This window comes from Janthinobacterium sp. SUN211 (genome assembly GCF_030587315.1).
In the GTDB taxonomy this organism is placed as follows: Bacteria; Pseudomonadota; Gammaproteobacteria; order Burkholderiales; family Burkholderiaceae_D; genus Janthinobacterium; species Janthinobacterium kumbetense.
Genome location: NZ_JAPWIC010000012.1, coordinates 1 through 22719, shown reverse-complemented (window position 1 = coordinate 22719; position 22719 = coordinate 1). Strand labels below are relative to the sequence as shown.

Sequence of the window (22719 nt, the reverse complement as noted above, 5' to 3'; positions counted from 1 at the left end):
CAAACTAAATAATCAGCCATTTTCTCACAGGCACAGAATGTATTCACTCGCGTTTTCGATTTTGTTTGTATCCGTCCTCGTTTTGACCCTGGCCGTGCGCTTCTGGCTCGCTTCGCGGCAGATTCGCCACGTGCTGGCCCACCGCGCCTTTGTTCCGCCGGAATTTGCGGAAAAGATCCCGCTGGCCGCGCACCAGAAGGCGGCCGACTACACGGTGGCGAAGACCAAGTTCGGCTTGCTGACCCTGCTGGTCAACTATGCTGTGCTGATCGGTTTTACCTTGCTGGGCGGCCTGCAATGGCTGGCGCTGCACCTGAATGAATGGATGGGCTCTGGCTCGCCCATGCTGTACCAGATCGGCCTGATCGCCGCCTTTGCCGCCATTTCCGGCCTGATCGACCTGCCCTTCGATTATTACCGCCAGTTTGTGCTGGAACAACGTTTCGGCTTCAACACCATGGCGCGCAAGCTGTTCTTCACGGACATGCTCAAGGGCGTGGGCCTGGGCGCCGTCATCGGCCTGCCGCTGATCTGGGTCGTGCTGACCCTGATGGCCAAGTCGGGCGGCCTGTGGTGGCTGTACGCGTGGTTCGTCTGGAGCGGCTTCCAGCTGCTGATGATGGTGCTGTTTCCGACCGTCATCGCCCCCCTGTTCAACAAATTCACGCCGCTGGCCGACGAAGCGCTGAAAAGCCGCATCGAAGGCTTGATGCAGCGCGTGGGCTTCGCCTCGAAAGGCTTGTTCGTCATGGATGGCTCGAAGCGCAGCGCCCACGGCAATGCGTATTTCTCGGGCTTTGGCGCCAATAAGCGCATCGTTTTCTTCGACACCTTGCTGTCGCGCCTGGCGCCGCAGGAAATCGAAGCCGTGCTGGCGCATGAACTGGGCCACTTCAAGCTCAAGCACATCGTCAAGCGCATCGCCATGATGTTCGTCATTTCGCTGGGCTTTTTGGCGCTGCTGGGCTTCCTGAAGACGCAGCCATGGTTTTACGCGGGCCTGGGCGTCGACCCCGTCGCCCTGGCCCTGACGGGCCAGCCGACGGATGCGCTGGCGCTGCTGCTGTTCATGCTGGCCTTGCCCGTCTTTACTTTCCTGCTGGGACCGTTGACCTCGCTCAGCTCGCGCAAGCATGAATTCGAAGCGGACGCCTTTGCCGCCACGCACACGCAGGCGGACGACCTGGTCTCGGCGCTCGTGAAAATGTATGAAGACAATGCGTCAACCCTGACGCCCGACCCGCTGCACTCGGCCTTCTACGACAGCCACCCGCCGGCCAGCGTGCGCATCCGCCACCTGAAAGGGGCTACGACATGAATACGCCATCGACTTCGCAAGACCTGGCCCAACTGTCCTGCGCGCCGCGCCAGCAGGCGCTGGGCGACACGGACATTGCCACCCTGCACGCCCTGCTGCCGCAATGGAGCTTGCAAAATGGCAAGCTGTGCCGCGACTTCGGCTTCAAGAATTACTACCAGACCCTGGCGTTCGTGAACGCCCTGGCCTATATGACCCATACGCAAGACCACCATCCGGAGCTCATCATTACTTACAAAACCTGCGCCGTGCGCTACGACACGCACTCGGTCAACCAGGGCGCCGGCGGCCTGTCCGAAAACGACTTCATCTGCGCCGCCAAGGCCGACCTCATCTACCAGAGCAGCCAGGTGGCCCCATGAGCGAAGGCAAGTTGACGGGCATCATCATCGCCGCCCACGGCCGCCACTACCTGGCCGACGTAGACGGCGCCAAGCTGCAATGCGTAACGCGCGGCAAGAAAACCAATGTGGCCGTGGGCGACATCGTGCACCTGACGCGCACCTCCAACGACCAGGCCGTCATCGACCGCATCGAGGAACGCAAGACCCTGCTGTACCGCTCGGACCAGTACAAATCGAAGTTGCTGGCCGCCAACCTGACGCAGCTGTTCATCGTCGTGGCGACGGAACCGGGCTTTGCCGACGACCTGATCTCGCGCTCGCTGGTGGCGGCCGACGCGGCCGGCATCGAGGCGCGCATCATCCTCAACAAGACGGACGTGACCGCCTCGCTGGAGCGCGCCCGCGAACGCCTGCTGCCGTATTCCTCGATGGGCTATCCCGTCGATGAAGTGTCGGCGCGCGCCGAACCGGAGCACGCAGTGGCCACCCTGGCGCCCCTGCTGGCGGGGCAGTCGTCGATCCTCATCGGCCAGTCGGGCATGGGCAAGTCGTCATTGATCAACCTGCTGGTGCCGGACGCGGACATCGCCGTGCGCGAAATCTCGGCCGCGCTCGACACAGGCAAGCACACGACGACCTTTACGCGCCTGTACAAGCTCGACGAACTGGGCGCAAACAGTTCCATCATCGATTCGCCCGGCTTCCAGGAATTCGGCCTGTACCACTTGTCCGAGGGCATGCTGGAGCGGGCCTTCCGCGAATTCCAGCCCTACCTGGGCGGCTGCAAGTTCTATAACTGCCGCCACCTGATCGAGCCGCAATGCGCCATCCTGCAAGCCTTGTCTGAAGGCAAGATCGCCAAGATGCGCCATACCCTGTACGGCCAGCTGCTGCATGAATCGGCGCAAACGCTGTATTAAACGCCCGCCGCAACGCAAAAATAGCGACAGAAAACTTAGGCTGGCAAAATTTAATTTTGCCGCCGAGTTCGCTTTCCACGTTTAATCCCAAAACTGTTCATCCGCCGTTTTATGCATTTCAGCGCGTAAAAGCGGCCTTCCATCGCCTGCCGCTGGCGATGGAAGGCCGCGTTTGTTAACTTGACACCAGTCCCTGCTGGAAACCTGCCAGCGACCACACGATCTAACTCCAATCAAACCAGCCATCCTGATCGAAGGTGAATGTCATGCACACCAAACGCGTCCTCCCCCTTCTCGCCGCCCTCTTCGCCCTGGCCGGCGGCACCGCCCAGGCCCAGACGGCCATTGCCCCGCAAAGCACCGACAGCGTGCGCGTCACCTCCGGCGCCGCCTATCACGTCACGGCCCAGGAAGCCTTTGCCATCGAACAGCAATACCGCCTGTCAAACGGGCAACGCCTGGAAATCCACCAGCAGGAAAACCATTTCTTTGGCCGCCTGATCGATGACCGCGAATGGCAGAAAAAGGCCAGCGTGCAAATCTATCCCACCGGTCCCGGCCAGTTTGTCAGCAAAAAGGGCGCGACCTTCGTCTTCAGCAACGATGGCGAGCGCGGGCATGTGACGATCGATGACGCCCAGCTCCTGCCCGGCTTGCATGTGAGCGCAGACATGCGCAGCGCCAGCAACGGCGGCATCCGCGTGGTGTCGCGCTAGGCGCCTGCCCCCCATCGAACGCCGAGGGCAAATCGCCCCCGCCTGTGCCGCCATGCACGATGAATAATTCTGACTGGCGCACTGAACAATTCCCCGCAATGCAGCTTACAATGCCATCAAGATGGCCTGTGCGGTCGCAGGTTGGCGCCACTGTTTGCGGGGAGAATGCTTGAATGGAAATGTTCGCGCTCGAACATGACGTAGCGCAGTGGGAAAACGCATTGCTGCCGTTGCGCGGCGCCGGGCGCGTACCGCTGCTGTTGTTGCTGTCCTGGCATTTGCGCCAGCGCGATTGCCTTCGAGCAACTCAGCTGAGCGAGGAAGCTTATCTGCTGCTGCCGCTGGCGGGCCTGGAACCGGCCGCACTGGAACAGGCGCAGGCGCGTCTGCAACTGGTGCAGGCAGAGGTTGCATGGCTGCAAGGTGCGCTCGATACGGCGGAAAGCCTGGCCATGGCCGCGCACGCTATCCTGTGCGCGCATGGCGACGGCGCCGCCTGCGCCGACGCCCACTGGCTGTTGTCCTCGATTGCCGTCGACCGGGGCGACCATGCCCGCTGCGATGCGGAACTGCTGGCCGCGGCCGAACAAGCGCGCGGCGCCGGCGATGCGATGCGCGCCAGCCTGGCCGACGCGGCCACGGCGCGCTGGGCCGTGCTGCGCGATGCGCCAGCCGCACAGGCGCGCTGGGGCAGCCATTTCCAGGCCGACAGCGCCAGCGGCAAGCTGCCCGCGCCGCTGGCCGCCTGGGTGCATGACTTCCGCGGCTTGCTGGCGCACACCTCGCGCGACCTGGGCGCGGCCGCCGGCCACTACATGCAAAGCTACGAGGCGGCGCTGGAAAGCGGCCAGCTGCGCGGCGCCATCACGGCCGCCATCAATATCGGCGACTGTTTCGCCAGCCTCAACGACAACGAATCGGCCCTGGAGTGGATGCAGTGCGCGCTGGACTTGGCGCGCCCCACCGGCTGGCCGCGCAGCATCGGCGCTTGCCAGACGCATACGGCCGAAACCATGCGCAAGCTGGGCCGCCTGGCCGCCGCCGAAGACTTGCTGCGCCAGGCGCTGCTCATCCTGGCGCCCGTGGCTGGCGCGCGCACCTATGCCAACGCCCTGTTCCACCTGGGCGAACTGAGCCTGGACAAGGGCGACTACGACACGGCGCTCGACGCCTTCAGCCGGCTGGCGCAACGCGCCGAAGCGCTGGGCCAGGCCGATTTCCGTAGCATGGCGCAGCGCGGCAGCGCCCACGCGCTGTCCTACCTGGACCGCCCGGACGAAGCGCTGCAGGCGGCCGAGCGGGCTTGCCAGCTGGCCACCGCGCAGGGCGACGCCATGCACCAGGTGGCGGCGCTGCGCGTCTTGTCGATGTTGCATGCGCGCCATGAGTTGCCGCCGCCCGCGGACATGCTGGAACGCAATCCCGCCCTGCATTTCCTGCACCAGGCGCTGCAGGTGGCAGCTTCCATCGACGGCTATTCGCCGCCCGGCGAACTGCTCGATGCACTGGCGCGCGAATACGCGCATGCGGGCGACTATGCACGCGCCTACGATATCGCCCTCGATGCGGGCATGGCGCGCGAAAAAAGCCACACCCAGCAAGCGAGCAACCGCGCCACCGCCATGCAGGTCTACCACCAGACGGAACATGCGCGCTCGGAAGGCTATCACCACCGCGAACTGGCCGCTTCCGAAGCGCGCCGCGCCGAAGTGCTGCAACAGACCAGCGACACCCTGGAACGGCTGTCGGCCATCGGCCAGGAAATCACCACCCACCTCGACGCCAGCGCCGTGTTCCAGGTGCTCGACCGCCACGTGCATGCCTTGCTGCCAGTTAACACCTTCGCCGTCTACATGCTCGACGCCGCAGGCACGGCGCTGCGCCGCGCACATGGCATGGAGGCGGGCCGGCCCCTGTCCGACAACGCCATTCCACTGAGCAATCCACGCGCCTACTCCGTGCGCTGCCTGCTGGGCCGACGCGAAGTGTATATCGACCAGGTGCCGCCGCGCCGCCACGCCTACACCGTGCCCGGCACCCTGCATAACCAGAGCGTGCTGTACGTGCCGCTGATGGTGGGCGAACGCGTGCTCGGCGTGATGACGGTGCAGGCCTGCCACGCCAACGCATACGGCGAACGCGAGCGGCTGATCTTCCGCACCCTGTGCGCGTATGGCGCCATCGCGCTCGACAACGCCAGCGCCTACCGGCAATTGCAAGATGCCCAGGCGCAACTGGTATCGCAGGAAAAACTGGCCGCCCTCGGTTCGCTGATGGCCGGCGTGGCGCATGAACTGAATACCCCGATCGGCAACAGTCTGTTGATCGCCAGCACCATGCAGCAAAAGACGGAAGACGTGGAACGCCTGATGAACGGTCCCGGCCTGCGCCGCTCGGACCTGGCCGCCTTCATCGACGATGCGGGCAAGGCGTCGGCGCTGGTGATGCGCGGCCTGCGCAGCGCGGCCGACCTGGTCAACAGCTTCAAGCAGGTGGCCGTCGACCGCACCACCGAGCAGCGGCGCCGCTTTGACTTGCAACAAGTCAGCAATGAAATCATCGCCACCGTCATGAACCGCATCCGCAGTTCGGGCCACCGCATCGAAATGGAGATAGCCTTCGGCATCGCCATGGACAGCTATCCCGGCCCGTTCGGCCAGGTGGTCACCAATCTGATCAACAATGCCCTGCTGCACGCCTTCGCCCCCGCACCCAACGATGGCGGCGTCGGCACGGGCTGCATGCGCCTGTCCGCCACGGCGGACGCGGCGCGCGTGCGGATCGTCTTCGAAGACAATGGCGGCGGCATCGCGGAGCAGCATTTGTCGCGCATCTTCGACCCCTTCTTTACTACCAAGCTGGGCCAGGGCGGCAGCGGCCTGGGTTTGTCGATCAGCTACAACATCGTCACGGCCCTGCTGGGCGGCACCATCCAGGTGGCCAGCAGCCCCACCGGCACGCGCTTCACGCTGGACTTGCCGCTGGTGGCGCCCCAGCTGGACGGCGCCGCGCCCGCCAGCATCTATTAATCCACCACCCCGTTGCCCGGGCGCAGGCTTGCCTATACAAGTACGCGCCCGGGCAGTCTTTCCAATCTAAAAGCAAAACCCTTATAATTGAACGGCTGAAGTACTTGCCATTGCATTATTTTCAACTTGGCAAACCGCATCGTACCGCGCGACAGGCGTCGCGCTGGCACCGATCAACACAGCAGCGCGCCGGGCGAGGCAGTCATCAGACGAGATGTTGTACGCTGATGCAACCCGGCGGGAAAGGCACGCCGCCGGCGGCCTGCGCATCTTCAAGTGGTCATTATGTCGACAAAAAAACCGATCAAGCACTACCTCCAGTTCTCCGATTTCACGTTGGAAGAGTACGAATATGTGATCGAACGCGCCCATCTGATCAAGCGCAAGTTCAAGAACTACGAAATCTACCATCCACTGATCGACCGCACCCTGGTGATGGTCTTTGAAAAGAACTCGACCCGCACGCGCCTGTCGTTCGAAGCGGGCATGCACCAGCTGGGCGGCGCCGCCATCTACCTGAACACGCGCGATTCCCAGCTGGGCCGCGGCGAGCCGGTGGAAGACGCGGGCCAGGTCATGTCGCGCATGTGCGACATCATCATGGTGCGCACGTTCGGCCAGGAAATCATCGAGCGCTTCGCCGCCAATTCGCGCGTGCCCGTGATCAATGGCCTGACCAATGAACACCACCCGTGCCAGGTCTTTGCCGACATCTTCACCTACATCGAACACCGCGGCTCGATCGCCGGCAAGGTGGTCGCCTGGATCGGCGACGCCAACAACATGCTGTACTCGTGGCTGCAAGCGGCCGAAGTGTTCGGCTTCCATGTGAACGTGTCGACGCCGAAGGGTTACGACATTGACCTGGCGCAAGTCAAGACCGAGCGCTACACCTTCTTCGCCAATCCATCGGACGCCTGCGAAGGCGCGCACCTGGTCAACACGGACGTGTGGACCAGCATGGGTTACGAAGCGGAAAACGCGGCCCGCATCGCCGCCTTCGACGGCTGGATCGTCGATGGCGCGAAGATGGCCCGCGCCGCGCCCGACGCCCTGTTCATGCACTGCCTGCCCGCCCACCGCGGCGAGGAAGTGGCTGCCGAAGTGATCGACGGCCCGCAATCGGTGGTGTGGGACGAGGCGGAAAACCGCTTGCACGTGCAAAAAGCGCTGATCGAATACCTGTTACTCGGTAAAATCAACTAATTCGCCAGGCACTGCATAGCTCCTGGCAGCATCGCAATACATACATCGACAACGACAACTGGAAGCAATATGAGCGACATTAAAAAAGTAGTCCTGGCCTATTCCGGCGGACTCGACACCTCCGTCATCCTGAAATGGCTGCAAGATAACTACCAGTGCGAAATCGTCACCTTCACGGCCGACCTGGGCCAGGGCGAAGAACTGGAACCGGCGCGTGCCAAGGCCATCAAGTTCGGCATCAAGCCGGAAAACATCCATATCGAAGATGTCCGCGAAGAATTCGTGCGCGATTTCGTCTTCCCGATGTTCCGCGCCAACACCGTGTATGAAGGCGAATACCTGCTGGGCACCTCGATCGCCCGTCCGCTGATCGCCAAGCGCCTGATCGAAATCGCCAACGCCACCGGCGCCGACGCCATCTCGCACGGCGCGACCGGCAAGGGCAACGACCAGGTGCGTTTCGAGCTGGGCGCCTACGCGCTGAAGCCAGGCGTGAAAATCATCGCCCCATGGCGCGAATGGGATCTGCTGTCGCGCGAAAAACTGCTGAAGTACGCGGAAGACGCCGGCATCGAAATCGACATGAAGCACAAGAACGGCGGCGCGCCGTACTCGATGGATGCCAACTTGCTGCACATCAGCTTTGAAGGCCGCCACCTGGAAAACCCGAGCGCCGAAGCGGAAGAAACCATGTGGCGCTGGACCGTCAGCCCTGAAAAGGCGCCGGACGAAGCGGAATACCTGGACATCGAATACGAAAAAGGCGATATCGTCGCCATCAACGGCGTGCGCATGTCGCCTGCCACCGTGCTGGCCGAACTGAACAAAGTTGGCGGCAAGCATGGCGTGGGACGCCTGGACCTGGTGGAAAACCGCTACGTCGGCATGAAGTCGCGCGGCTGCTATGAAACCCCGGGCGGCACTATCATGCTGAAAGCCCACCGCGCCATCGAATCGATCACCCTGGACCGCGAAGTTGCCCATCTGAAAGATGACCTGATGCCGCGCTACGCGTCGATGATCTACAACGGCTACTGGTGGGCGCCCGAGCGCGTTGCCCTGCAAACCCTGATCGACCACACGCAGGAAACCGTGAACGGCTGGGTACGCATCAAGCTGTACAAGGGCAATGTCATCGTCGTGTCGCGCGATTCGAAAACGGATTCGCTGTTCGACATGAACATCGCCACCTTCGACGAAGACGGCGGCGCCTACAACCAGGCCGACGCCGGCGGCTTCATCAAGCTGAACGCCTTGCGCATGCGCATCGCCGCCATCGCCCGCGAAAAGCGCGGCCAGAAGTAATTAGTTACTGGGAGGCACTACCTCCCGCGCCCGCCAAAAGCCGCCTCCGGGCGGCTTTTTTACGTTTGAAACGCACTCGGCAGCGATTTACCGCCCCGCGCGTACCCAGATCGCCCCCATTTTGCTGTCCTCATGGCAAAATGCTACAGTGCAATTGTGCTGACCTTCCCGCTTCCGGAGCCCTCCCATGTTCAAAGACCTGAGTATCAAGAATAAACTGTACCTGGGCTTCGGCTCCATCGTGGCCATCATCCTGATCCTGCTGGGCGTGGCCTACAACAGCTTTTCGCGGCTGTCGGAAGCCAATGCATGGGACCGGCACACGATGGAAGTGCTGGTCGAGATCGACAAGATTCACAATTCCATCCTGCAAATCCAGGTGGAAGCGCGCGGTTTCATCCTGACCGGCAACGAAGCTTCGCTGACGCCGGAAACCGATGAAACAGGGGTGCTGAGCCAGCACACGCAAAAAGCCATCAGCATGACGGTGGACAACAAGGTGCAATCGGAACGCTTCCGCAAGATCGACCAGCTGAGCAGCACCTGGGTCAAGGAGTGGATCACCCCCCTGATCGAGAAACGCCGCGCGCTGGGCAATGCGCCGGGCGCCACGGAAACGGTGGCGCGCCTGCTTCCGCCGGCCGGCTCGCCCGGCATCGTGCAAGCCAACAAACTGCTCGACGAAGCCGCCGCCGAAGAAAACCGCTTGCTGGCCGAGCGCACGGCCACGTCAAGTCGCCTGCAGGAAACCATGCTGCTGACCTTGGCGCTGGGCGGCGTGCTGTGCGTGGTGCTGGCGCTGGGCATTTCCTTCATCCTGGCCAAGGCCATCCTCGGCCCGCTGAACAGCCTGACGGACGCCGTCGGGCGCATCGCCGGCGGCGAGCAAGGCGCACGCGCCGCCATCATTTCGCGCGACGAGCTGGGCAAGGTGACGGAAGAGTTCAACCGCATGGCGCAAACCATCCAGGACAACCAGGCCAATGAACTGGCCGCCACGAATAGCCTGCGCGCCAAGGTCGATTCCCTGCTGGAAGTGGTGTCGAAGGCGGCCTCGGGCGACCTGACGGGCAAGGTCGGCATCACGGGCAACGACGCCATCGGCCAGCTGGGCAACGGCCTGGCGAAGATGTTTGAAAACCTGCGCAGCCTGCTCAACAATGTGCAAAAGGCCGGCATCCAGGTGACGACCTCCGCCACGGAAATCGCCGCCTCGGCGCGCCAGCAGGAAGCCACGGGTATTGAGCAAGCGCAAACCAGCGTGGAAATTCTCAGCACCACCAAGGAAATCTCGGCCAACACGAGCCAGTTGCTGAAAACCATGGAAGACGCCACCGCCGTGGCCGACTACACGACGAATGCCACGGCCGAAGCGCAAAACAACCTCAAGCGCATGGATTCGACCATGCAGCACATGGTCTCGGCCACCGATTCCATCAACGCCAAGCTGGCGGCCCTGTCGGAAAAAGCCAGCAATATCAATAGCGTACTGATCACCATCACGAAAGTAGCCGACCAGACCAACATCCTGTCGCTGAACGCCGCCATCGAGGCGGAAAAAGCGGGCGAAGCGGGCCGCGGCTTTTCCGTCGTGGCGACGGAAATCCGCCGCCTGGCCGACCAGACGTCCGTCTCCACCTGGGATATCGAGCAAATGCTCAAGGAAATGCAGTCGGCCGTGTCCGCCAGCGTGATGGGCATGGATAAATTCTCGGAAGAAATTCGCCGCAGCGTGGGCGAGGTACGCCAAGTGGCGGAACAATTGTCGTCCGTGATGGACCAGGTGCAAAAACTCACGCCGCAATTCGATGCCGTGCTGCAAGGCATGCAGTCGCAGGCGATCGGCGCGTCGCAAATTTCCGACACCATGATGCAGCTCAACGACGCCACGCAACAGACGGTGGAGTCGCTGAAGGCCACCAGCGAAGCGGTGCACCAGCTGCAATATGCGGCGGGCGACCTGCAGTCGAGTGTGTCGACCTTCGCCGTCACCATCTGATCCCATGAAAGTGCTGCTCTTTCACATCGGACGCGACCGCTATGGCCTGCCCCTGGCCGGCATCGTGCGCGTTCTGCCGCTGCTGGAGCTGAAACAGTTGCCGCTCACGCCAGACTACGTGGCCGGCCTGATGGACTTGCACGGCACGCCCGTGCCCGTGATCGACCTGTCGCGCCTGGCCGGGCTGCCGGCCGCCGCCGCGCAATTCGACACGCGCATCGTCATCGTCGACTACCGCGCGCCTGGCGGCGCCACGCATGCGCTGGGCTTGCTGGCCACGCAGGTGCGCGGCATCGCCGACATCGCGGCGGACAAGCTCGAGGATAGCGGCGTGGCCACCGCGCCGTTCCTGGGCCAGGTGGCCAGCGACGCCGACGGCATCGTGCAGCTGGTGGAACTCGAACACCTGCTGCCGCCGGACGTGCGCGCGCTGCTGTTTCAAGACGCGGGCGCGGCATGACGGCCCAAGCCCTGCTGCGCCGCGCGACCGGCCTGTCCGTCTCCAAAGCCGTGGCCGAGCGGGCCGTCGGCCAGCGCATGGAGCAAACGGGCTTCAGCGATAGCGAAGCCTACCTGCAAGCGCTCACGCCGGCCGAAATGACGCAATTGATCGAGCTGGTGGTGGTACCGGAATCGTGGCTGTTCCGCGACCCGCAGGCGTTCTACGCCACCGTCGAACTGGTGCAGGAACGTTGGGCGCGGGGGCGCGCCACGCGCATCCTGTCGATCCCGTGCGCGGGCGGCGAGGAACCGTATTCGATGGCCATGGCGCTGCGCGACGGCGGTGTGCCAAAACAGGCGTTCAGCATCGACGCGTATGACCTGAGCCCCGGCTGCATCGAGCGGGCGCAGGCCGGCGTGTATGGCCGCAACGCCTTCCGCGCGCAGGACGTGGCCTTCCGCGAGCGCTATTTCACGCACGTGGCCGACGACGCCTACCGCATCATCGACTCCTTGCGCGAGCAAGTCACCTTCAGGCAGGGCAATCTGCTGCAATTCGATACCGCCACCTACAGCCGCCATTACGACGTCATCTTTTGCCGCAACCTATTGATTTACTTCGACAAGCCGACCACGCGCGCGGCCATCCACAACCTGTCCGCCCTGCTGGCAGACGACGGCATGCTGCTGGCCGGCTATGCGGAAGTGCCGTCGTTCTGCCAGAACGGCTTTGCGCCGCTGCAGTTCCGCCAGGCCTTCGCCCTGAAGAAGGAAACGGCGGCGCCGGCCAGCCCCGTGCAAGTGGCGCCGCTGCCGGCCGCGCGCCCCCTGCGCAGCGTGCCGCCCGCGCCAAGGCGCGCCGCCGCAGCCGCCCCTGCCGCCGCGACAGCGCCGCGCACGCGCCCAGTGTCCGTGCCGTCGCCGGCGCCGGCCGCGCAAGCCGATTTGCTGGCCGAGGCGCGCCTGCTGGCCGACCGTGGCCAGTTGCGCGAAGCGGGCGAAAAATGCCACGCCCACCTGGCGCGCGTGCCCGAGGCGGCGGAAGCGTATTTCATGCTGGGCATCATCAATGAACTGGCCGGCAAGATGGACCTGGCCGACGATTACTGGCGCCGCTGCATCTACCTGCAGCCCGACCATTACGAGGCGCTGTGCCACCTGTCGCTGCTGGCCGAACGCAATGGCAACCACACGGCTGCCGCCACCCTGAAGGCGCGCGCGGCGCGCATCTACCAGCGCCGCCAGGCGTCCAACTAAGGGGCAAGCATGACCAACCTCATCGCCACCGAGTCCCCCGACGCCATCGACGACTGCTGGAACCATATCGGCGTGGTCGGCGACCAGAGCTGCCCCAGGCTGCCGGCCAACGTGCATTGCCGTAACTGCGACGTGTATGCGGGCGCCGCCCAGCGCAACCTGCAGCGGCCCGTGGATGAACACTACCAGCGCGACTGGGCCAGCCACTTCCGCCAGATCGATGCGGGCGGCGAAGTGCGCGACAGCTCGGCGCTGGTATTTCGCATCGGCCGCGAATGGCTGGCGCTGCCCACGCGCGTGTTCGACTCCGTGGCGCCGCAGGCCAAGCCGCACGTGCTGCCGCACCGCGGCGGGCGCGGCCTGGCGGGCATCGTCAATATCGGCGGCAAGCTGTATCCCTGCATGTCGCTGGCATACTTGCTGGGCATCGACGAACAGGGCGCGCCGGCGGCCCGCGGCCGCCACACCTTTGCGCGCCTGCTGCTGATGCGCTGGGAAGAGCAGGCTTACGCGCTGCCCGTGGCCGACCTGCACGGCATCGTGCGCTATGCGTCGAGCACCGTGCAAGCGCCGGCGGCCACCATCAACAAGGGCCTGTCGCGCTATCTGTCCGGCGTCATCACCGAGGGCGACATGCGCATCGGCTGCCTCGACACGGCGCTGATCGGCTTTCAACTTGCGAGACTATTACGATGAGCCAGGACCAGCACGGCGACCTGAGTGCCTTTTCCATGCTGGACCTGTTCCGCATGGAGGCGGACAGCCAGACCCAGATTCTCACCGACGGCTTGCTGGCCATGGAGCGCCATGCGGGCGATGCGGCCGCCGTCGAAGCGATGATGCGCGCGGCGCACTCGATCAAGGGCGCCGCCGCCATCGTCGGCCTGCAAGTGGTGGTGCAGCTGGCGCACGGCATGGAAGACAGCTTTGTCGCCGCCCAGCACGGCCGCCTGAAACTCACGCCGGAGCGGGTCGACGTGCTGCTGTCGGGCGTCGACCTGATCGTGCAGCTGTCGCGCCTGGACGACGCAGGCGCCGAAGCGTGGCTGGCCGCCAATGCGGCGCAGATCGACCAGACCCTGAACGCCATCGCCGGCATCGCCGACCTGCCCGAATTGCCGGCCCTGCCCCCGGCGCCGGCGCCCGTGCCAGCGCCGGCAGCGGTGGCGCCACAGGCTCCCGTGGCCAGCGGCCTGGCGGGAGAGGACGCGGAAGCGGAAGCGACAGAAGCTGCCGCGCCCGCGCCGCGTACAGGTGCCGCACCGGCCAAGGCCCAGGCGCAGAATTTCGACAAGCTGCTGTCGCTGGCCAGCGAATCGCGCATCAATGCGCACCAGATGCACCCGTTCATCGGTGCCTTGCAGCGCTTCAAGCGCAACCAGAGCAGCCTGTTTTCCGCCATCGAGCATTTGCACGAAGCCATTGCCCGCTCGGGCGACGCGGGCCTGATGGAAAAATCCCTGCTGGCGCTGCAAAAGACGCAGCCCCTGAAGCAATTCATGCTCGAGCACATCGCCGACATCGAAACCTATGAGCGGCGCCTGCTGGCCGTCTCGCAAGGCATGGTCGACGAAGTGCTGGCGCTGCGCATGCGCCCTTTCCGCGACGGCATCCACGCCTTCCCGCGCATGGTGCGCGACCTGGCGCGCAGCCTGGGCAAGGAAGTGCAGCTGGAGATCGAAGGCGAAGACACCTTGGTCGACCGCGACATCCTGGCGAAGATCGAAAGCCCGCTGAACCACATGCTGCGCAATGCCATCGACCATGGCATGGAAGGCCCGTACGAGCGCATCGACGCGGGCAAGGAAGCGCTGGGCACGATACGCATGGAAGCGCGCCACCGCGCCGGCATGCTGAGCATCGAAATCAGCGACGACGGGCGCGGCGTCGACCTGGAAAAGATCCGCCAGTCCGTCATCGAGCGCAAGATGGCCAGCCCCGCCATGGCCGCCGCGCTGTCGCCGGGCGAGCTGCTGGAATTTCTGTTCCTGCCCGCCTTCAGCCTGAAGGCGACGGCCAATCAATTGTCCGGACGCGGCGTGGGCCTGGACATCGTGCACGAGACGATACGCCAGCAAAACGGCACGGTGCGCCTGGAATCGGAGCCGGGCCGGGGTTTCCGCGCCCTCATCACCCTGCCGCTGACGCAATCGATCGTGCGCGCGCTGGTGATCGATATCCAGGGCGAAGCCTATGCCATCCCCATCGTCAAGGTGGAAAGCGTGGTGCGCGTGCCGCAAGCGGCCATCCATACCCTGGAAAACAAGCAGTTCTTCGAACTCAAGGGCGAGCATCTGGGCCTGGTCTCGGCGGCGCAGGTGCTGGAACTGGGCGAAGCGGCGAACCAGGCCGAGGACTTGCCGGTGGTGGTGATCGGGCGCGGCAAGCAAAGCTATGCCCTGGTGGTCGACGCCATCCGCGGCGAGCAAAGCCTGGCGGTGCAGGCCATCGATCCGATCTTCGGCAAGATGCGCGACATTTCCGCCGCCGCCCTGCTCGATGACGGCGAGCCGGTGCTGATCCTCGACGTGCCCGACCTGCTGCTGTCGATCGACAAGCTGCTGCACGAAGGCGGCCTGCACCAGCTGGCGCAGGCGGGCCACGCGCAGCAGCGCCGCGCCAAGCGCATCCTCGTCGTCGACGATTCGCTGACGGTGCGCGAGATGGAGCGCAAGCTGCTGCTGGCGCGCGGTTTCGAAGTCGACGTGGCCATCGACGGCATCGACGGCTGGAACGTCGTGCGCAGCGGCGAGTACGACCTGGTGATCACCGACGTCGACATGCCGCGCATGGATGGCATCGAACTGGTTTCGCTGATCAAGAAGGACCTGCACCTGCACAAGCTGCCGGTGATGATCGTCTCGTACAAGGACCGCCCGGAAGACCGCGCGCGCGGCCTGTCCGCCGGCGCCGACTATTATCTGACCAAAGGCAGCTTCCACGACGAGACCTTGCTCGACGCGGTGGCCGACCTGATAGGAGATGCCCGCTTATGAGTTGTACTTCATGAAAATTGCCATTGCCAACGATGTCGCCATGGCCGCCGAGGCCCTGCGCCGCGTGGTGGCCAGCACGCAGGAACACCAGGTACTGTGGATCGCCCGCACGGGGCTCGAAGCCGTGCGCATGTGCGAGGGCAACCGTCCCGACCTGATCCTGATGGACCTGAACATGCCGGAGATGGATGGCGTTGAGGCGACGCGCCTGATCATGGAGCAAAGCCCGTGCGCCATCCTGGTGGTCACGGGACGCCCGCAAGACAATGTCAACCAGGTCTTCCGCGCGCTGGGCGCGGGCGCGCTCGACGTCACGGCCACCCCCGTGCTGCAGGGACAAGTGGGCGGCGACAGCGAACTGCTGGCCAAGATCAAGACCATCGGCAAGCTGATACGCCACAGCGCCGAAACGCCGCCGCCGCGCCAGGCGAACGGCAATGGCGGCGAACGGGCCGACGGGCAAGTCACCACGCTGGTGGCCATCGGCGCCTCGACGGGCGGCCCTTCGGCCGTGGCCAAGGTGCTGTCCGGCTGGACGGCGCCGCCCGGCTGCGCCATCGTGGTGGTGCAGCATATCGATGAAACCTTCGCCTCGCACTTCGCCAAATGGCTCGATGACCAGCTCAGCATGCCCGCGCGCGTGATCGTCGAAGGCGATGAACTGGTGTCCGGCACGGTACTGATCGCCAAAACCAATGATCACTTGCTGCTAGATCAAAATTATCGTTTGGGTTACGATGCAGCACCACGCGAGTATGTTTACCGCCCGTCCGTCGATGTCTTCTTCAACTGCGTGGCGCAGCACTGGCGCGGCGACGCCATCGGTGTATTGCTCACAGGCATGGGGCGTGACGGCGGCGATGGCTTGCTGGCCATGCGCCGCGCCGGCAAGACGACCATCGCGCAAGACCAGGCCAGCAGTGCCGTGTACGGCATGCCGCGCGCGGCGGCCGAACTCGATGCGGCGCAGCACATCCTGCCCCTGGATAGAATAGGCGCCAGCCTGCGCAGCCGCCTGGGCGCCAAACTCAACAATGGGTGGGAGCCCTCCCCTAACATCTGAAAAGAATGCAATGCCAGAATTCTCCTCCAGTTTCAGCCAGCATGAGCCCGCATTGACCGAATTCAAGGTCAGCGTGCTGCTGGTGGACGACCAGTTGATCATTGCCGAGGCAGTACGGCGCATGCTCAGCGACCAGCAGGATATCGAATTTCATTACGTGACCGACGCCACGCAGGCGCTGGACACGGCGCTGCGTTTGCAACCGACCGTCATCCTGCAAGACCTCGTGATGCCGGGCATCGATGGCTTCGCCCTGATCCAGCTGTACCGCGAAAACGAGGCGCTCGCGCATGTGCCGGTGATCGTGATGTCGGCCAAGGATGACCCGAAACTGAAGGCGCACAGCTTTGCCGTCGGCGCCAACGACTATGTGGTGAAACTGCCGGACCGCCTGGAGCTGCTGGCGCGCATACGCTACCATTCCAACGCGCACATCAGCCGCCTGCAGCGCGACCAGGCTTTTCGTTTCCTGCGAGAAAGTCAAAAGAACCTGGCCGACGCGAATATTGAATTACAGAAACTCGCCGCCCTCGATGGCTTGACGGGCATCGCCAACCGCCGCCGCTTCGATGAAACCTTGCAATTCGAATGGCAGCGTGGCCAGCGCGACAAGACGCCGTTGAGCTTGCTGTTTTGCGATATCGACCATTTTAAAAGCTATAACGATCACTTTGGCCACCTGGCGGGCGACCTGTGCCTGAAAAAAGTCGCCGCCGTGCTGACGGAACATTTGAAGCGCCCGGCCGACCTGGCCGCCCGCTACGGCGGCGAAGAGTTCGCCCTGATCCTGCCGGAAACGGAGGCTGCAGGGGCCCTGCTGATCGCCGAAGCGTGCCGGCGCCACCTGGAAGGCTTGCAGATCGAAAATCCAGCGGCAAGCACGGGCATCGTCACCATCTCGATCGGCGTGGCCACCATCGTGCCCTCGCCGGACTCGACGGTCGAGCAATTGATCAACCGCGCCGACCAGGCCCTGTACGCGGCCAAGCGCAGCGGACGCAACAGCGTGCTGAGTGCCGCTGACGTCCAGGACTGATTTTTAACAGCAAGGAAAGTGAAGCATGAGCACACAACTGGACAATGTCAGCGTCGTCAAGAAGTCGAATATCTACTTTGACGGCAAATGCGTCTCGCACAACGTCATCCTGGCCGATGGCACGAAGAAAAGCGTGGGCGTGATTTTCACGTCATCGTTGCGCTTCAACACGGGCGCGCCGGAAATCATGGAAATCGTCGGCGGCCTGTGCAAGGTACGCCTGGCCGACGCGACGGAATGGAACAGCTATGGCGCGGGCACGCAATTCAAGGTACCGGGCAATAGCTATTTTGATATTGAAACCGTCGAAACCGTAGATTACGTCTGCCACTTCGGCTAATCCACGCAGAAAAAACGTCCATGGCTGCGTTGCCCTGAACATTTTTTCAAGCGCGGATTGACTATTTAGACAAACACAGGCTCGGGCGACAGGCGTACGCCATATTTCGCCTCTACATCATCCTGTATCGCTGCCGCCAGCCGGGTAATGTCCGCGCCACGAGCGCCGCCATTATTCACCAGAACCAGCGCCTGCTTGGGATACACTCCCGCGGGCCCCAGGTTTTTCCCCTTCCAGCCGCACTGATCGATCAGCCAGCCGGCCGCCAGCTTTTCCGTGCCATCGGGCTGCGCATGGTGTACCAAAGTGGGGAAACGTTCCAACAAGGCAAGACATTGCTCCCGTGACACCACGGGATTCTTGAAGAAGCTGCCCGCATTACCTATGACGGCCGGGTCCGGCAATTTTCGCCGGCGGATCGCCATCACCGTGTCGGCCACCTGTTGGGGGGTCGGCTCGGCAATATTGCGTTCGGTCACGGCCTGCGCCAGTTCCGCATAGCGCAAGTTCGGCTGCCACTCGGCCGGCAAGGCAAACGTGACTTCCAGCACGATCAGTTCGCGGCCATCCGCCTGCTTGAAGATACTGTCGCGGTAAGCGAAACGGCAGGCATCGCGGTCCATGTCGAAGACGATGCCACTGCCACTGTGCATGACGCTCACGCTGTGCAGATAATCCTTGATTTCAACGCCATACGCGCCAATATTCTGGATAGGCGCCGCGCCCACCGTGCCGGGAATCAGGGACAGGTTTTCCAGCCCGCCCACGCCTTGCGCCAGGGTCCACTGCACGAAATCGTGCCAGTTTTCGCCGGCTGCGGCAGTGACGAGTATCGTCTCGAAATCCGCCTGCGCCAGGCGCATGCCGCGCGTGGCCATGTGCAGCACGGCGCCGGGAAAGTCGCCCGTCAGCACGATGTTGCTGCCGCCGCCCAGTATCAGGCGCGGCATGGCGGACAGGGCGGGATCTTGCAGTGCGGCGTGCAATTCGGCCTGCGAGGTGATGCGTACGTAGGCGGCCGCATTGGCCGCGATGCCGAAGGTATTCAGGCGCTGGAGGGAGTAATTGTGTTCGATGGTGAGCTCTGCAGACATGGGATCGGGAAATTTTGCTCGATTATAGAGCGAAAGCGACAAAAAACCACCTCAGGACAAGGGCGACTTGCCCGTTGTCCGTTAAAATGTCGCATCTTTAACAGGGCCGTCCCATGGCGCAGAATCAGCCGCCAAGGCCCAGCGCGCCGAGCGTGCGCTCGCTTTAACAAGAAAAGGAACAGACCATGCCGTCATTTGATGTAGTCTCCGAAGCCGATATGATCGAAGTCAAGAATGCAGTCGAGCAATCCAACAAGGAAATCACGACCCGCTTCGACTTCAAGGGCAGCGACGCCCGCGTCGAACACAAGGAAAATGAGTTGACCGCGTTCGCGGACTCGGAATTCCAGCTCAGCCAGGTGCGCGACGTGCTGACCAACAAATTGACCAAACGCAAGGTCGATGTGCGCTTCCTCGACGAAGGCGACATCAAGAAGATCGGCGGCGACAAGGTCAAGCAGATCATCAAGATCAAGAATGGCATCGAATCGGATGATGCCAAGAAAATCGTGCGCGTCATCAAGGACAGCAAGATGAAAGTGCAAGCGAGCATCCAGGGCGAAGCCGTACGCGTCACGGGCGCCAAGCGCGACGACCTGCAGGCGGCCATGGCCATGCTGCGCAAGGACGTGCCCGACATGCCGCTGGAATTTAACAATTTCCGCGATTAATTTCGATGATGCGCACGCTGCGGCCTGCGCTTGCACCGGCATGGCGGCAAGCTGCCTCGGAGCGCCTGCGCGCTTGGGGTAGAATTGAAGCTGCGCACAGCTACATGCGCCCGCGCGCCTGACCGGCAGCGGGCTTGACCGTACATCTGGCTCAGTGATAACCACGGTAGTCTAAGGATAGCAATGAAACGTGTTGATGATTTCCGCCTGCGATTTGGCAAAAAAGAATATGTGCCCATCATGATAGGCGGAATGGGTGTGGATATTTCCACGTCGGAGCTGGCCCTGGAAGCGGCCCGGCTGAACGGTATCGGCCATATCTCCGATGCCATGGTGGAAGACGTGTCGGATCGCCGTTTCGACACCACCTTCGTCAAAGACAAGACGAAACTGTACAAGTTCAACATCAATAACAGCGACAAGGCCGTGGTGCAATTCGACCTGGGCCGCCTGGCGGAAGCGCAGCGCCTGCATATCGGCCGCACCATGGAAGCGAAAAAAGGCGATGGCTTGATCTTCGTCAATTGCATGGAAAAGCTGACGATGAACGGCCCCCGCGAAACCTTGCGCGTGCGACTGAATGCGGCGCTGGATGCGGGCATCGACGGCATCACCCTGTCGGCCGGCTTGCACTTCGGTTCGTTCGCCTTGATGGCCGACCATCCGCGTTTCCGTGATGCCAAGCTGGGCATCATCGTCTCGTCCGTACGCGCCTTGCAGATTTTCCTGCGCAAGAACGCCAAGCTGGACCGTTTGCCCGACTTCATCATCGTCGAGGGACCATTGGCCGGCGGCCATCTGGGCTTCGGCATGGACTGGGCCAATTACGACCTGCACACGATCACGGCGGAACTGCTGGCCTACCTGAAGGCCGAACAGCTGGATATCCCGCTGATCGCCGCTGGCGGCATCTTCACGGGCAGCGATGCCGTTTCCTTCCTGGAAGCGGGCGCGGCTGGCGTGCAAGTGGCGACGCGCTTTACCGTCACCAAGGAATGCGGCTTGCCAAACAAGGTCAAGCAGGAATACTACAAGGCCTCGGAAGAAGACATCATCGTCAATGGCGTCTCGCCGACGGGTTACCCGATGCGCATGCTGAAGAACACGCCCGCCATCGGCGCCGGCATCCGTCCAGGCTGCGAATCGTATGGCTACCTGCTCGACGCGACGGGCAACTGCGCGTACATCAACTCGTACAACCGCGAAGTGGCGGCCCACCCGGAGCAAAAAACCGTCGTCGTGATGGACAAGACTTGCCTGTGCACGCACATGCGCAACTTCAACTGCTGGACCTGCGGCCACTACACGTACCGCCTGAAGGACACCACGCATAAGCTCGACAACGGCGAATACCAGATCCTGACGGCCGAACACGTCTTCAAGGATTACCAGTTCAGCGTCGACAACCAGATCGCCCTGCCGGAAAAAGAAGTCCTGGTAGCAAGCTGAATCTTGTCAGCCTGAAATAAAAATGGCGCAGCCTGCGAAGGCTGCGCCATTTTTTTATGCGGGGAACATGTCCCGCAAGGCCCGTTCGATCACCTCAAAGCTGGGCCGCTGCAATGCTTCTTCCTGCAGGCAATCTTCCATCATGACGTGCAGGGCCGGCAAAGGCGTCGCACAATGGGCGATCAGCTCGCCCAGCAGCACGCCAAAGGCACGTGCCTCTATGCCCTGCAGCAAGCCCCCTTGCGGAGAGCCGGGAACAAACATGGACGCCGCACCAAAGTCGCCCAGCAGGCAGGCGCCGGCATCCGCATGCAGGATATTGTGGGCATACAGGTCGCCGTGCACGATACCGTGCGCATGCAACTGCCGCACGGCCGAGGCGATGCCATGGGCAATCGCCAGCGTTTGCGGAAAATCAAAGCGCGCGTCATCGGCATACACATCGCGCGTACACGACTCCAGGCTCGGCGGCCCGGCTAGGCTACGGAAGGCCGCGTCAACGAGCGGCATGACGAGTCCCAGCGCTCCTTGCGGATGTGCATCGAGCGTCCCGAGGATGGGAATCAGGCTCGGATGGGCACCGGCGCCGACGCAGGCGGCCATTTCACTGCGCGGCAAGCCATCGCTGGTCATGGCCCCCTTGAACACTTTGACGGCGACCTCATCGACGCCATCCAGGCGGGCACGGTAAATCACGCCCGATGCCCCCTCGCCCAGCTGCTGCGCCAATGCCAGGCGCTGCCACGCGACGCCCGCTGCGGCTGAACCGGCCAGGGCCGCCAGTTCCCGCGCTTCCGTGTAGGGATTGCCCGCGTACGCGAGCCAGCTCAGGCGTGGCAGGGACAGCAGACAGTCGGGCAGCGCCGTGAAACGATTGGCGGCGATGCGCACCAGTTCCAGCCGGCGGCAGTTCGCCAAGGAAGCGGGCAAGCTGTCCAGGCAATTTCCCGCCAACATGAGTTTCTGCAATTGTCCGCACTTGCCCAGTTCCTCCGGCAAGGCTTCGATGGCATTGTCGGTCAGGGTCAGCCAGCGCAGCCTGGATGGCAAGGCTGCGGCCGGCACGTGGCGTATCCGGTTCGCCTTGAAACCAATCATTTCCAGCGCAGGACAGGAACCGAGCACGGCCGGCAAGCTGGTGAACAGGTTGTTCGAGCAAAAAATGATGCGCAGCTTGTGCAGGCGTGGCAAATCGTCGGGAAGCGTGGCAAGCGCATTGCCGGACAGGTCGAGGATTTCCAGGCTGTCGGCGAGGTCGAAGATTTCGCGAGGGAATGCCGTCAAGCCGCAGGACAGCGTCAGACGGCGCAGGCCGGCCAGTTGGCCAGCGCGTAATTGCTCCAGTGTATGCACAGCAGACAAGATATTCCTTTCAAGCTAGCACGCGATCGATGCCATGCATAAAATCATTGGACGTAAAAAAACCCCAACCGGATCACCGGAAGGGGTTTTTTCGAATAACAAGCCTGACGATAACCTACTTTCACACTGGTTGCAGCACTATCATCGGCGCAAAGTTGTTTCACGGTCCTGTT

At 63.0% G+C, this 22719-nt stretch carries 19 protein-coding genes; 17 read left to right on the top strand and 2 right to left on the bottom strand.

What is annotated here, in order from left to right; all coding sequences use genetic code 11:
• Positions 1–37 precede the first annotated feature (37 nt).
• The 15 genes from O3301_RS27715 to O3301_RS27645 all read left to right on the top strand — a co-directional run bounded on the left by O3301_RS27715 (position 38) and on the right by O3301_RS27645 (position 17970).
• On the top strand, positions 38–1318 hold the full coding sequence (locus O3301_RS27715) for a M48 family metallopeptidase (RefSeq protein WP_289907387.1): 1281 nt from the start codon (positions 38–40) through the stop codon (positions 1316–1318).
• A complete protein-coding gene (locus tag O3301_RS27710; RefSeq protein ID WP_305058058.1) occupies positions 1315–1680 on the top strand; it encodes a 4a-hydroxytetrahydrobiopterin dehydratase in 366 nt (121 codons plus the stop codon). The genes O3301_RS27715 and O3301_RS27710 overlap by 4 nt, the downstream gene beginning before the upstream one ends.
• On the top strand, positions 1677–2582 hold the full coding sequence (gene rsgA / locus O3301_RS27705; protein WP_099665016.1) for a ribosome small subunit-dependent GTPase A: 906 nt from the start codon (positions 1677–1679) through the stop codon (positions 2580–2582). The genes O3301_RS27710 and rsgA overlap by 4 nt, the downstream gene beginning before the upstream one ends.
• Positions 2583–2848: 266 nt before the next feature.
• Positions 2849–3298, top strand: coding sequence for a hypothetical protein (locus O3301_RS27700; RefSeq protein ID WP_305058057.1), 450 nt, complete (start codon positions 2849–2851; stop codon positions 3296–3298).
• 173 nt (positions 3299–3471) lie between these two features.
• Positions 3472–6327 carry an ATP-binding protein gene (locus tag O3301_RS27695; protein WP_305058056.1) on the top strand — a complete coding sequence of 952 codons (2856 nt, stop codon included), beginning with the start codon at positions 3472–3474 and terminating at the stop codon, positions 6325–6327.
• A 285-nt stretch (positions 6328–6612) separates the two neighbouring features.
• Positions 6613–7533 (top strand): ornithine carbamoyltransferase, encoded by a 921-nt coding sequence (gene argF, locus O3301_RS27690; protein WP_077401165.1) that lies wholly within the window; start codon positions 6613–6615, stop codon positions 7531–7533.
• Between the two features lie 69 nt (positions 7534–7602).
• Entirely contained in the window at positions 7603–8838 is a 1236-nt protein-coding gene (locus O3301_RS27685; protein WP_034759383.1) for an argininosuccinate synthase, read from the top strand.
• 187 nt (positions 8839–9025) lie between these two features.
• Complete coding sequence (locus O3301_RS27680) at positions 9026–10837, top strand: methyl-accepting chemotaxis protein (protein WP_289912213.1); 1812 nt, start codon at positions 9026–9028, stop codon at positions 10835–10837.
• Positions 10838–10841: 4 nt separating this feature from the next.
• The gene (locus tag O3301_RS27675) at positions 10842–11297 is read left to right on the top strand and encodes a chemotaxis protein CheW (protein ID WP_099665020.1); all 456 of its coding nucleotides are present in this window, start codon (positions 10842–10844) and stop codon (positions 11295–11297) included.
• Entirely contained in the window at positions 11294–12535 is a 1242-nt protein-coding gene (locus O3301_RS27670) for a protein-glutamate O-methyltransferase CheR (RefSeq protein WP_289899347.1), read from the top strand. Before O3301_RS27675 ends, O3301_RS27670 begins: the two co-directional genes overlap by 4 nt.
• Positions 12536–12544: 9 nt before the next feature.
• Positions 12545–13231, top strand: coding sequence for a chemotaxis protein CheW (locus tag O3301_RS27665; RefSeq protein WP_305058055.1), 687 nt, complete (start codon positions 12545–12547; stop codon positions 13229–13231).
• On the top strand, positions 13228–15531 hold the full coding sequence (locus O3301_RS27660; RefSeq protein WP_305058054.1) for a hybrid sensor histidine kinase/response regulator: 2304 nt from the start codon (positions 13228–13230) through the stop codon (positions 15529–15531). The genes O3301_RS27665 and O3301_RS27660 overlap by 4 nt, the downstream gene beginning before the upstream one ends.
• Before the next feature lie 10 nt (positions 15532–15541).
• A complete protein-coding gene (gene cheB / locus O3301_RS27655) occupies positions 15542–16594 on the top strand; it encodes a chemotaxis-specific protein-glutamate methyltransferase CheB (RefSeq protein ID WP_099668186.1) in 1053 nt (350 codons plus the stop codon).
• 10 nt (positions 16595–16604) lie between these two features.
• A complete protein-coding gene (locus O3301_RS27650; protein ID WP_305058053.1) occupies positions 16605–17630 on the top strand; it encodes a diguanylate cyclase in 1026 nt (341 codons plus the stop codon).
• A gap of 25 nt (positions 17631–17655) precedes the next feature.
• Complete coding sequence (locus O3301_RS27645; RefSeq protein WP_099665025.1) at positions 17656–17970, top strand: pyrimidine/purine nucleoside phosphorylase; 315 nt, start codon at positions 17656–17658, stop codon at positions 17968–17970.
• 65 nt (positions 17971–18035) lie between these two features.
• Here O3301_RS27645 and murB read toward each other — a convergent pair whose 3' ends face one another.
• The gene (gene murB, locus O3301_RS27640) at positions 18036–19064 is read right to left on the bottom strand and encodes a UDP-N-acetylmuramate dehydrogenase (protein WP_305058052.1); all 1029 of its coding nucleotides are present in this window, start codon (positions 19062–19064) and stop codon (positions 18036–18038) included.
• Between the two features lie 185 nt (positions 19065–19249).
• On the opposite strand from murB, the gene O3301_RS27635 reads away from it, so the two are divergent.
• Both O3301_RS27635 and O3301_RS27630 read left to right on the top strand, forming a co-directional pair.
• The gene (locus tag O3301_RS27635) at positions 19250–19735 is read left to right on the top strand and encodes a YajQ family cyclic di-GMP-binding protein (RefSeq protein WP_034759416.1); all 486 of its coding nucleotides are present in this window, start codon (positions 19250–19252) and stop codon (positions 19733–19735) included.
• Between the two features lie 183 nt (positions 19736–19918).
• A complete protein-coding gene (locus tag O3301_RS27630) occupies positions 19919–21184 on the top strand; it encodes a nitronate monooxygenase (protein WP_305058051.1) in 1266 nt (421 codons plus the stop codon).
• A gap of 54 nt (positions 21185–21238) precedes the next feature.
• Here the strand turns inward: O3301_RS27630 and O3301_RS27625 are convergent, their stop codons facing one another.
• Positions 21239–22537, bottom strand: a complete 1299-nt coding sequence (locus tag O3301_RS27625; protein ID WP_305058123.1) for a leucine-rich repeat-containing protein kinase family protein — start codon at positions 22535–22537, stop codon at positions 21239–21241.
• Between the last annotated feature and the right edge of the window lie 182 nt (positions 22538–22719).